Source organism: Alkalicoccobacillus porphyridii, assembly GCF_007293315.1.
GTDB lineage: Bacteria > Bacillota > Bacilli > Bacillales > Bacillaceae_D > Alkalicoccobacillus > Alkalicoccobacillus porphyridii.
Genome location: NZ_VLXZ01000022.1, coordinates 25,647 through 37,694 on the forward strand (window position 1 = coordinate 25,647; position 12,048 = coordinate 37,694).

At 41.8% G+C, this 12,048-nt stretch carries 12 protein-coding genes; 5 read left to right on the forward strand and 7 right to left on the reverse strand.

All coding sequences use genetic code 11. From position 1 onward, the window contains the following. Positions 1 to 15 precede the first annotated feature (15 nt). Positions 16 to 444: a GNAT family N-acetyltransferase gene (locus FN960_RS20230; RefSeq protein ID WP_143850682.1), complete on the forward strand. Its 429-nt coding sequence runs from the start codon at positions 16 to 18 to the stop codon at positions 442 to 444. A 46-nt stretch (positions 445 to 490) separates the two neighbouring features. Here FN960_RS20230 and FN960_RS20235 read toward each other — a convergent pair whose 3' ends face one another. Beyond that, positions 491 to 745, reverse strand: a complete 255-nt coding sequence (locus FN960_RS20235) for a hypothetical protein (protein ID WP_143850683.1) — start codon at positions 743 to 745, stop codon at positions 491 to 493. 194 nt (positions 746 to 939) lie between these two features. Beyond that, the gene (locus tag FN960_RS20240) at positions 940 to 1,929 is read right to left on the reverse strand and encodes a dienelactone hydrolase family protein (protein WP_185971125.1); all 990 of its coding nucleotides are present in this window, start codon (positions 1,927 to 1,929) and stop codon (positions 940 to 942) included. 300 nt (positions 1,930 to 2,229) lie between these two features. Between FN960_RS20240 and FN960_RS20245 the strand changes: the two genes are divergently transcribed. The 4 genes from FN960_RS20245 (at position 2,230) to FN960_RS20260 (ending at position 6,877) form a co-directional block, all read left to right on the forward strand. Further along, positions 2,230 to 3,186 (forward strand): glycosyltransferase family 2 protein, encoded by a 957-nt coding sequence (locus FN960_RS20245; RefSeq protein WP_143850685.1) that lies wholly within the window; start codon positions 2,230 to 2,232, stop codon positions 3,184 to 3,186. Continuing rightward, entirely contained in the window at positions 3,170 to 3,565 is a 396-nt protein-coding gene (locus FN960_RS20250) for a GtrA family protein (protein ID WP_143850686.1), read from the forward strand. Before FN960_RS20245 ends, FN960_RS20250 begins: the two co-directional genes overlap by 17 nt. Continuing rightward, complete coding sequence (locus tag FN960_RS20255; RefSeq protein WP_143850687.1) at positions 3,555 to 6,161, forward strand: YfhO family protein; 2,607 nt, start codon at positions 3,555 to 3,557, stop codon at positions 6,159 to 6,161. The genes FN960_RS20250 and FN960_RS20255 overlap by 11 nt, the downstream gene beginning before the upstream one ends. A 149-nt stretch (positions 6,162 to 6,310) precedes the next feature. After that, the gene (locus FN960_RS20260) at positions 6,311 to 6,877 is read left to right on the forward strand and encodes a biotin transporter BioY (RefSeq protein ID WP_143850688.1); all 567 of its coding nucleotides are present in this window, start codon (positions 6,311 to 6,313) and stop codon (positions 6,875 to 6,877) included. Positions 6,878 to 7,356: 479 nt separating this feature from the next. Here FN960_RS20260 and FN960_RS20265 read toward each other — a convergent pair whose 3' ends face one another. From FN960_RS20265 to FN960_RS20285, 5 genes are all read right to left on the reverse strand, one after another. Further along, positions 7,357 to 8,193 carry a GNAT family N-acetyltransferase gene (locus FN960_RS20265; protein ID WP_143850689.1) on the reverse strand — a complete coding sequence of 279 codons (837 nt, stop codon included), beginning with the start codon at positions 8,191 to 8,193 and terminating at the stop codon, positions 7,357 to 7,359. Between the two features lie 27 nt (positions 8,194 to 8,220). Then, a complete protein-coding gene (locus FN960_RS20270; RefSeq protein ID WP_143850690.1) occupies positions 8,221 to 9,093 on the reverse strand; it encodes a metal-dependent hydrolase in 873 nt (290 codons plus the stop codon). A 1-nt stretch (position 9,094) separates the two neighbouring features. Continuing rightward, a complete protein-coding gene (locus FN960_RS20275) occupies positions 9,095 to 10,354 on the reverse strand; it encodes a M20/M25/M40 family metallo-hydrolase (protein ID WP_143850691.1) in 1,260 nt (419 codons plus the stop codon). 140 nt (positions 10,355 to 10,494) lie between these two features. Then, positions 10,495 to 11,328: a carbonic anhydrase gene (locus tag FN960_RS20280; RefSeq protein ID WP_143850692.1), complete on the reverse strand. Its 834-nt coding sequence runs from the start codon at positions 11,326 to 11,328 to the stop codon at positions 10,495 to 10,497. 243 nt (positions 11,329 to 11,571) lie between these two features. After that, positions 11,572 to 12,048 (reverse strand): LPxTATN C-terminal sorting signal domain (locus FN960_RS20285; RefSeq protein ID WP_143850693.1); only part of this gene is annotated, 477 nt, incomplete at its 5' end.

Below are 12,048 nucleotides of genomic sequence, written 5' to 3' on the forward strand. Positions count from 1 at the left end.
CTGTGGAGGAGATTTATGCTAATACGTGAATTAGAAAAACACGATGTTTCCAAGCTGGTTCCTTTATTAAATCAGCTTGGATACCCAACTGATGCAGAAGCCGTTCAAAAACGATTCAATACCCTCTTAAACCATCCTGATTACCATTCGCTCGTAATGGAGCAAAATGATCAGTTAATTGGCTTTGCCGGATTACACAACGGACTCTTCTATGAGGCAAATGGACAGTATATTCGAGTAGTCGCTTTCGTGGTTGATTCGGAATATAGAAGAATGGGATTAGGCCAAAAACTTATGGCTTATATTGAGGGATACGCAAAAGAAAAGGGAATTTCCACTATTGTATTAAACAGCGGTAATCGTGAAGAGAGAAAACCCGCCCATGCCTTTTATGAGCAAATAGGCTTCACAGCAAAAAGCACGGGATTTAGCAAAGCCCTATAGCGAATTGGTGGACCCCATACTGCATTTAGTTGCGGTATGGGGTTTTTTAGGTCATTACGAAATATCTCATAGAGCTCGTGCCTCGCTTCTTGGTAACCAGCTCCTTCCTCTTGGTATCGCGCCGCTCTTTCCCGATATCTGCCTCTCTTTCCCGATATCTGCCTCTCCTTCCCGATATCCACTCCTCTTTCCCGATATCCCTTCTCTTTCCCGATATCCGCCTCTCTTTCCCGATATCCGCCGCTCTTTCCCGATATCCACCGCTCTTTCCCGATATCCACTCCTCTTTCCCGATATCCACTCCTCTTTCCCGATATCCACTCCTCTTTCCCGATATCCGCTTCTCTTTCCCGATATCCGCTTCTCTTTCCCGATATCCCTTCTCTTTCCCGATATCCGCCTCTCTTTCCCGATATCCGCCGCTCTTTCCCGATATCCGCTCCTCGTTGTCGCCTCCACCTCTTTACGAGAGCATACGATTCGTATGATCGGTTCTTATCTTAAAGCATCCTCTAGCCATGGCAATGCTTTTTCCCCATTGATTATATGAGCGCCTTGAAAAATATCATAGTCAAAATGATTGTTCGCTTTTTGCTTTTCATATTGCTCTTTTAGCTGCTCGATGGCTGCTTTTACGCCATGGATCGGAAAGATGGGATCTGCAGCACCGGCTTCTATAAACAGCTTTCGTGGGGAAATGAGTCCAATCATCTCAGGTAATTCAGCTAGGTTAAGAATTGTTGGAATGTAGTTATCGATGCAGTGATCCATGGCCAAAATGCTATCTTGATACGTATTGGCAAAACCAGAAAGTACGGTGGCCTGAATACGTTGATCTAAAGCAGCTGTCAGACTGGCTACTAACGCTCCACCAGAGAAACCAAAGATTCCAATCTGTTCTGATTGAACGTCCTTAAACGTTTGCATCAGATCTACTGTACGTCTTGCTTCAAACGTCCTCATTCCAGCTAGTGTCGATCCAGCCATCAAAAGTCCGGCCGCAAGCCCAAAGCAGGAGTTGTTTTTATTATCTACATCTCGTACTAATATTCGCTCGCCGAAGCCAAGCACCTCGAGCACAAAGACCTTAAACCCTCTTTTCACTAGCTGAACGGCAAAGCGTTGGTGAATGCCTGGGTCGCCGGTTACCTCCAGCCCCTTGTCTGTTAATCCTACCAGCTCTCTACTTCCGGCCCCATGCCCGTGTAACGCTAGCACACCTGGAAAACGAGCCTTGTTTAAATGTGGAGTTAGTACATAGACAGGCACAGGTAAATGCTCCGCTGTTTGAAAGACAACTCGTTCTCTTGTATAGCCTTCGCACGCTACCGTTTCAATAACACGATGGGTGGTTGCGGTAGCGGGCGTTGGTACTAAACCTAATTTTAATAAAAGCTGAGCCCTCAGCTCTTCTTTGGAAACCTGTTGTTTATTGTCAACAGTGTTCTTTATCCATTCACTAAGGAATCTATCTGGATAAAACATGGAGATCACTCCTTTCAAATTTGAGCATTTAACCAATTCCATCCCCAGAGGCTACAATCAGTTGTGAATATAGTACGCTTAGACGCGCCACCGGTATCGACCCGCCCTTGTTTGGATATACTCCTTTAATAAGTGAGTAATTAACCACATTCTCTCTCGTTTAGACCATAATTTTAGTTTTTTTAACAAGGGGCTATGTGGGTTTCATTTTTTAAAATCGGGTATTATGTTATTGCTTACCACTTTAAGCTTGATGTTTCATTTGTACAGAATTTATCTTATCTCAGGAGGCTATTCGACATGGATAAACCATTATTATCAGTTATTGTTCCATCCTATAACGAAGAAGAAAATATCGAAGCCTTTTACCGTGCGATGAGAGATGAAGTGGCATCTACTCATTATAGATTAGAGATCATCTTTGTTGATGATGGGAGTTCTGATCGCACGTTAACTGAACTTCAACGACTAGCTAAATGGCATTCAAACGTGAAGTACGTGTCATTTACAAGAAATTTCGGTAAAGAATCCGCGATCCTTGCAGGCTTTCAGCATGCGAAGGGTGATTGTTTAATTGTTATAGATGCTGATCTTCAGCACCCAGTTGAGCTTGTACACGAACTACTTCTTGGATTTGAGGAAGGGTATGATCAGGTTATTGCTCAACGAGACCGTAAAGGGGAAAGCTTTGTTCGCAGCTCACTCTCTACATTGTATTATAAACTAATGAACAAAGTGGTAGATGTAAAGCTTGAGAATGGAGTTGGCGATTTCCGTCTTCTGAGCCGTCGTGCCGTGGATGCTTTGCTTGTTTTAAGTGAAGGAAATCGTTTCTCTAAAGGACTCTTTTCTTGGATTGGCTTTGAACAGAAAATTGTTCATTATGAGAATGTAGTCAGAAAAAACGGTCAATCAAAATGGTCCCTACAAAAGCTGATCAATTACGGAATTGATGGCATTGTGTCCTTTAATATGAAGCCATTGCGTATATGCTTATACACGGGGGCCGCGATTTTACTACTCTCGCTTGCTTATATCCTGTACACCTTCTACCAAATTACGCAAACTGGTGTAGATGTACCCGGCTACTTCACCTTAATTTCTGCCATTTTATTCTTAGGTGGAATTCAGCTGGTCAGCTTAGGGATTATTGGGGAATACATTGGTAGAATTTATAACGAAACCAAACGACGTCCCCACTATTTAGTGAAGGAAACCAATCTGGATCGAGGCATTAGGTATGAAAAGGCTAAATAACGAATTTACACGCTTTACCGTTGTTGGGGGAGTAAACACCATGAACTACTATCTGGTGTTTTTACTCCTTCACAACGTCTTTAATTTATTTTATCTTGTGGCTCATATTACTGCATTTTTAATTAGTATGGTCATCTCTTACTATTTAAACTGTTATTTCACCTATGGTGTCAAGCCTACTTGGAAGAAGTTCTTTCAATTTCCGCTCACTCAGCTGGTCAACATCAGTGTGTCATCAAGCTTAATCTTTGTGTTTGTTGAGTTTTTTTCTTTATCAAGCAACATAGCACCGATTGCCGCTATGTTTATCACCGTTCCTATTACATTCCTTGTTACAGGAAAAATCTTAAAACAAGGTGGAGCCCAACATGAATCGTAATCAAATGTTCTGGTTGATTTTGGTTGTAAGTTTAGTTTTTGCCCTTTTGGCTCATTTGTTTTTCTTAAAGGAGTTACTGAATGGCCGCTATATGGTTGGACCAAATGATGGTCTTTCGCAAATGCTGCCATTCAAGCATTTTCTTTACCAACAATATACAGATGGACATTGGTTTTATTCACATGATTTTGGACTTGGCAGTGGTACATTTGCTCAGCTTGCCTATTATTTTTCTACAAACATGGTGTTTCTTGTAACCGTGTTTTTTGTTTGGCTGCTTGAGTCCATCTCAATTATTGGATCACCCGATTTGCTTTTCTGGGCTCAGTCCACGGTGTTAGCCAGCGTCTTCCGTATGAGCATCATTCTTATTATTAGTACATATGTATTTCGATACTTTAAGCTTGGCTGGGCAGCCTCCTTCACGGGAGCGATGATTTATGCAAGCAGTGTTATGTATTATCGTCACACAGCTTTTTGGGAGTTCTTTGCAGATGCTTATCTTTGGATTCCCTTACTTGTCCTAGGAATAGAAAAAATCATTCGTGAAAAACAGCCAGTGTGGCTAATAGTTGGACTCAGTTTAGCACTTATTAATAACTTTTATTTTGCCTATATGAGCTGCCTCTTTGTAGCTATCTACGTAGTCGGAAGATGGTTCATTCGTTTTTCGGAGGACCGGGCAACCATTCTTGAGCAAATGAAGCTTTATGTTCCAGCAATCCTGCTTAGCTTTGCTATTGGTGCAGTGTCCTTTATCCCTGCAGTTTATGGCTTTTTAAATAATTATCGTCCTCCTTTTGAGGACCCCATTGAGTTGCTTGACTTAAGAGATAACATCCTGTTTACCAGTCGTACGCTTATTGTACCCGCTCTCTTCCTTTTGTTTATATTTACTTTTTCGTTATATAAGCATCGGGTCTTCCGTTTTTTTGCGTTTCTTTCAGTGGTGTTTATGGTTTTTCACTATATTCCTATTGTAGCAAGTGTTTTTAACGGATTCTCTGCTCCACAAAATCGATTTGAATACATGGGGTCCTTTCTTATTGCTGGTGCTTGTGCTTATGCCATTGGGAACCTCCGCAGTTTATCAAAAAGACAAATGCTCTGGTCCTCTCTCATCACCACGCTCCTATTTATCAGTGTATTTGTTATAGATCGTGCATTAGAATTAAGTCTTCCTGAGTTTGTGGAATTTGCTATTCTTCTCCCACTGATGCTTGGTGGATTCCTCTGGATAGCCTTGAAGAGACCTTCATACTCAGCGGCATTGCTTTGCTTTTGCGTGGGAGCCACTCAGCTTTTTTTAGCTTATCAGTATCAAGACAGACATCTTTCACAAGCGGGTAATCTTACCGAAACAACGAAAGAATATATTGAAGAGACCTATCAACCTCCAGAACAAAAAGACCTCATTCAGTCAGTGCTTGAGGAGGATGAACATCCAATGCCTCGTCTTGAATGGGTTGTTGGTGGGAGAAGCGGTCGAAATAATACAGGTATGGTGCAAGACTTTTCAAGTATCAGTGCCTATTCAAGTGTGTTAAATCAAGAGCTATTGTTTTTTTACTACAATGACCTTCAAATTGACATGAAACGTGAAAGTGTTAGTCGATATTCTGGGTTTGGGGATCGCGCTAACCTTTATAGCTTGTTAGGTGGACATTATATTCTGTTCCCAAAGGACGAGGAGATCCATGCTCCTTATGGCTTTGAAGCTATCAAAAGTAATGATGAATATGTGGTGTATCAAAATCAACATACCTTACCATTTGCGGGGGTCACCTCAACGGTTTACTCAGAGGAACAGCTTGATGAGCTTCCTATGGTAACCAGAGAACATGCCATGCTCAGTGGGGTCATCCTGGAACAGCCTGAAGCACCATCCCCGGCACCTGAAGCAGATCGGGACCTCATGTCAAATGTTGAAATTGAGGCCGTTGGAGGCACCTATGAGGATGGGGTGTTAACGATCACCGATGAACGTGGTGGACTGGACCTTCATGTTTCAGAAGAGGATGCTACTGGTGATGGTGATTTTTATCTATCCTTTTATCTGCTAAATCAATCAGAAACAGCCAGATTATTCAGGCTTGATGTAAATGATTATGTGACCGATCGAAAATCTAGGGAATCCATTTACAGAACGGGCGTGAATGATTTAACCATTCGCATTCCAAAAGAAGAAACCATCTCTATTCGTATGCGTGAAGGTAGTTATCAAATTGATGACTTTTTGTTACACGAAGAGGATTATCAACAGCTAGAACAAGCTGTTGACGAGAGAAGTCAACAGGAAGTATTAACGTCTATTGATGAAGGCAAGATGAGCTTTACAGTCCCAGATGCGAGCGCTAGTGACTTCCTGACCATTCCTGTGCCTTTTGAAAAAGGCTGGTCGGTAAAGGTAAATGGAGTCAGTCAATCTATTGAAAAAGCAAACTATGCATTTATGGCTGTAGCACTTGAAGAAGGGACAAATGAGGTAGAATTTTCGTACCTCCCTCCTTATTTTAAAGAATCTCTAGTTGCTTCCATAGCTGGATTAATGATGAGTACAGCTTGGATTGTTTTAAGAAGAAAGAAACAAACGTAAGTCAGATTAACAGAAATATGTGAGCTTGTCGATCAGGTCTATAACTTGTCGACAGGCTTTTTTGGTTAGAAGTGAGAAAAAAGCTACCACCTTTCATCTCTTTGTGTTAACCTACTATATAATATAGTTAACAATAGAGGTGGAAGCGTGTGAATACACAATCAAACAAACTACGAGATCTTATTCATTGCGGAATTTTTGCAGCTATTACAGCGGTCCTTGCACAAATCGAGATCCCTCTGCCACTTGTTCCTATTAGTGGGCAAACGCTTGCTGTTGGACTGGCTGCAACGATTTTAGGAAGTCGAAAGGGTGCCCTGTCGATGGTGTGTTATGTTCTCCTTGGCACAGTAGGACTGCCTGTTTTTGCCGGTGCTACAGCAGGAGTACCGATATTACTTGGTCCGACTGGCGGGTACCTCTTTTCCTTTATTATTATCGCTTATCTAACAGGGTTTTACTTAGAAAAAACATCCTTTACGCTTCCTCAAGCTATGATTGCTAATACGATAGCCATGTTCGTATCCCTTCTTCTCGGAACCGTCTGGTTGAAGTATGTGATGGGCTTAAGCTGGGTGGCAGCAATAGCAGCAGGTGTGACACCATTTATAATTCCTGGTCTAATCAAAGCATTTTTGGCTAGCTGGATAGGCATTAATGTTCGTAAACGATTAATCACGGCGAATATCATGCAAGAGTATAAAGCCTCTGCATAACATAAATCGACCTTGTTCAAGCTTATGTGTAAATGAAGATAGATTCTTCGTCCGTCGCTCCTAAAATAGGGTCACATACCCGAGGTCAGGTACCCATTTAATCGAGCTTTGCCTTCTTATTTCAATAAACCTTTTTATCAAATCACTGAGAATGAAAAAGTAGCTTTCATTATTTTAAATGTAAACGTTCGTCATTTGTTTAAGCAGAACCGTAGCGGAAGGAGAAACCGAAGACTCCTACGGAACAGAACGCGGCAGACCGACATTGAAGGAGTGATCTTCTCCTTCAAGGGCTGAGGCCGTTCCCGTGGAAAGCGTAGGTTTCTCCTGTAGCGGTGCCCATGAGCTTAGTTCTAGTTTTAGACTAGGCATTAATATAACTATTTACACAAGTATAAGGACTTGAAAAAAGCCCCCCAACTCAAGAATATAATCTGAGAGTTGAGGAGCAAATTGAAACTCACTTCATTATGCGGCCATTATTTAAAGAGAATAAGCTTTGAATCTAGTCTCTGTTTAAATCCGATTTCCTGATAAATGTGATTAGAGGTCGGATTGGCTAGATCTGTATAAAGTGAAATGGACGTATACCTTCCTTCCAATAACCTCCCACAAAGTGCTGCTACACAAGCTGAAGCATAGCCATTCTTCCGAAAATCAGCGGGTGTAAAAACAAACGAAATATTAATATTCGATCGTGTTGGTCTAGTAGCAGCGGCCATCGAAACCATTTGCCCTTCATTTTCCCATACGTACAGCGCATTCTCTCTAAGTAAATGACTGACTCTGGTTTCAGCTTCTTCCTCATTCAATGAAATGCCTGCGTCTTTTGCAAATTGTAGTGCCCAGCGCACTAGCAACGGTCGTTCTTCAGCTTTAGCTTCCCGAAGCTTACCTAACACTGAATCAGGAGGGCGCACTTCTGTCAGCTGATAAATTCTCTGGGCCATATTTAGCTCGATTTGTTGTTGAATGATTGTACTATATTGCATACTAAACCATTCAACATAAGGAATTTCTCCAATAATGCCTGGAACTTCCTTTGTTTGACGTGCAAGAGTTGTGGCGCATTCCTGAATCTCTAAATCCGTCAACTCCTCAAAAACAGACAAAACGGCTTGTTCTTTTATCGTTTGTAAAAGAAGCATAATAGGCTCGTCCTCTTCGTCACGATAAAAAGCAGCGGCCATGATGAGCTCTTTTTCTCTTTTTGAGGTGATTAGGCCAATTGCCAGGTTATGTGCAATTTCTTTCTTTTGAAGATAAGGTAAAAAGCTTTGCAATTCTGTCCAATGATCAATAAATGACACCTTCATACGAATCACTCCTTGCTCTTTGTTCTCTTATTCGAGCTCAACATATTCAAATAACATCGGTGCCCCACTACGATTAAAGCGTGGATCGTAGACACCTAAGACACCATCTTCCGTTGTGATCACAACAAATGGTGACCAAGCCATTAACACCTCTGCCCTAGGATTGCCCTCCAAAAGTGGAGTTAGATCCTCTTGCTCTTCAGAAACAATGATTTCAGGGTCTGATGAGGTGGACCAGATCGTTTGATCATCGATATAAATTTTCCCATCCTCTTTACCATATACCGTGAAATGACCCGGTATAAAGCTTGCCGTTAACGTCGTTTGCTCATATTGATCTCGAGCCTCTTCATGTATCATCATACCCTGTATTGCTTGAGCCCCGACATGAAGGAGTACAATCACCCAGGCAATACGCCAAATCCGATGAGGTTGAACTGTTTTGCTCCATTTTTTTATTAAAAAGGCTCCAAGAAAAATCGTCCATACGACTAAATCAATTATGGGAATGACACCAATTGTTACTCGCATAGAGGAAAACGGCTCAAAGAAACCTGTTCCCCATGCATTTAATGAATCAGACCCAATATGAATAAACACATTTACTAAGGCCAAATAGAAGATCATTCTATCCTTTCGTCTCCAAATAACATAGGCAAGTACATAAATAATCAAAGCCCATATAGGTGCAACGAAAATAGAATGAGTGAGACCCCTGTGCCACATTTGATCCATTACTCGTCCAGTTTCCGTCACTCGAGCCACAATATCTAAATCCGGAGCTTGGCTTGCTGCCAAAGCTGTAAAGAGGAGTGCTCGTTTGGTGGGTCTATCTTTTTCTCTTTTATCCACCATTCCATACGTTGTTAAGCCAAATAATGTGTGCGTAATGGTATCCATCTTATTTTGAAGGGAGCAGTGGTAACGTCATACGTGCGATACCGCTTAAGCCGAGAATCGTTAAAAATACTCGCTGTGGTCCAAGATGGGCATTCGTTGGATCAAACCATTCTTCCAGCGAATGGGCTCCCCCTGCATCCCCTCCTGCTCCAAGCGTCACAGCAGGAATGCCTAGACTAATTGGTAGATTAGCGTCCGTACTTATCGCCTGTTCTAATGTCGGTGTCAAACCAAGTACTTCAGTAGCAGCCCAGCATGCCTGAACAATGTCAGCATCATCAGCTTGTGATCCTACTGGCCGATCCCCTAATTTATTTATATCAACACTTATGCCGTTTTCTCCGAATTTTCCCCAGCGTGCATTTTCAGCTTCAGCAGCTTCTTGAAAGATGACTTGGACACGACTATCAATCTCATCTAACTCATTTTTTCCATTTGAGCGAATATCGACGTAAAGCTTTGCTTGCTGTGCAATAGCTGTCGGTATCGTGCCACCTTCTATGACTCCAACGTTAAACGTTGTTTTAGGATGGGAGGCCGTCTCCAAATCTGCAATCATAGAAATTGCCCGTCCGCCTGCATGCACGGCACTTGGTGTGCCAAATGCCCCAAAGCTGTGTCCTCCTGGTCCTGAGTATGTAATCTCATAGCGATAGCTTCCCGTACCTTTGTATACAATGGCGCTCGGTGAGACAGCGTCAATGGAGATAAATCCATCCACTTCCGGATGTTCCTTAAAAAAAGCTTTGACGCCTCGTAAATCACCTGGGCCCTCTTCACCAACTGTTCCCCCAAAGATAATATCTGCCTCTGGTGTAATGCCCGACACTTTGAATGCACGTACGATTGAAAGCAGTGCCGCTAAACCTCTTGCATCATCCGTAATACCAGGACCATAATACCGACCGTCCTTTTTGGTTACACGAACGTCAGTATCTGCAGAAAATACGCTATCAATATGTGCACTGACAAAAAGGGTTGGACCCTGTCGCTCTCCTTTTAAAACACCATATACATTTCCTTCTTGATCCTGTTTAACGTTTTCCAGGCCCAAATCTTTTAATTTGTTTAAGTAAGCTAGGGCTCTTTTTGATTCTTCAAATGGAGGTGCTCCAATCTCAGCAAGTTCAATTTGCTCTTGTAATGTTTGAGATTGATCCTTCTCAATAAATCGCAAAGCCTCTTTTACTTTTTCGCTATTCTTAACATGTGTAAAAACCGTTTCAACTTCTTTATTAAGATTATAAGATGCTTCTGACATGTTGACCGCCTCCAGTATCATTGCAAAATAATTCTGATTGATTCACTTTAGTATAGCGTACAAAAGCTTCGAGACACAAAAAAAAAAGCAATGACACGATAGCAACATTGCTTTGCTAGGTATCATTACTTTAGCGTTCTTTATGGCGTAATTTTAAATATATCGCGACTACCAAGCTCTTGAACAGGTCGATTGTTTTCAGTAGAAACCTTATTGACAGCTTTAATTTGTTCCTCAGATAAGCTAACTGTCTCATTAGATACAATCCAGGTTACATTCTCTGTACATGGTGGTGTAGTTAGAGAACCTTCATACGTATAAAGACTATCAAGTTCTGGAATGAGTTCTGTTGCATCAAAATCAACTGCACGATTAGCCACTCCGTCCTTTGCCGGGAGAGCCATCCAAACATCCTTCAAAATCTTATTCTCTTTACCTTCTTCCACGAGAACACTAATGATAAGCTGTTCTTCTTCTTCATTTTCATGAACAAGCTGAATTTCTAAAGGAAATTCTTCCTCATCAATGGTGTGCTCACTAGGCGTATGTAAGGCAACCTGATGTAAACGATACTCATCTTCGTTAATCATAAGCGTATTATTATTTAGGTCAAATGAATTAGCTTGGAAAATTTCATCATTATCCTCAACTGAATAAATGGTTTCGTTATAATCAAATACAAGATCAAGTTCTGCCTCTTTAATAGAAGCATTTTCCTTCGTATCAATATTTATAGGGGATTGCTGTGAGCCTTGGCCACATGCCTTATATTCCGAACTAAGAGATTCCCAATAATCCGGTCCCTTGTGCCCCTCGTAAGACCATTCAGCCTCTACTGGTGTAATTAGTGTTTGTTCCTTGTAGAAAAAAGTCTCTACCTCGGAATTTGTAGCATATGCTGGATGACTAAAGCCTAAGCTAGCAGTCAAAAACGCTACAATTAGAGCAAGAAAAGCCCACTTTGTATGTTTCAATCTGTTTCATCCTTTCTATTTGCAGAAAGCTCCATTATATTCTTAGAACATCATACACGAAATGACAATAAAATAAAAGCTAGTTTTTAATTCGTAATATAATTGCAAACTAGTTCCATAGAATAAGATAATTTCTAACCAATAAATAGCTACTGCACATAAGAAAATCCAAACTCACATCACGCGAGTTCGGATTTCTTATTGGTTTGCATCATATTTTTCTAATTACGTCTTGGTTTATTCTCATTTAATCGTCTTTCTTCTCCATTGAAGAATGAATGTAGCCGCTCCAATTGATAAGAGACTAAGTCCGATGACTAAAAAGTTATATAGCGCAGTTGCTGTATTAGGCAGTTGTTCACCCTTAGTCTTATTAGCATCAGTATTTGGTGAAGCCCCTTGATTCTTGCTTCCATTCTGATCTGTTCCGGCTTTTGGCTCTTCTTTAGAAGGTCCCGGTGACTTCGGTTCTTCTCCTCCTGGAGACGGTTCCGGTGTTCGTGGTTCTTCTCCACTTGGTGGTGGCTCCGGTGTTGGTGCTTCTCCTCCGCCCGGTGGTGGTTCTGGTGTTGGTGTCTCTCCTCCGCCCGGTGGTGGTTCTGGTGTTGGTGTCTCTCCTCCGCCCGGTGGTGGTTCTGGTGTCGGTGTCTCTCCTCCGCCCGGTGGTGGTTCTGGTGTCGGTGTCTCTCCTCCGCCCGGTGGTGGTTCTGGTGTCGGTGT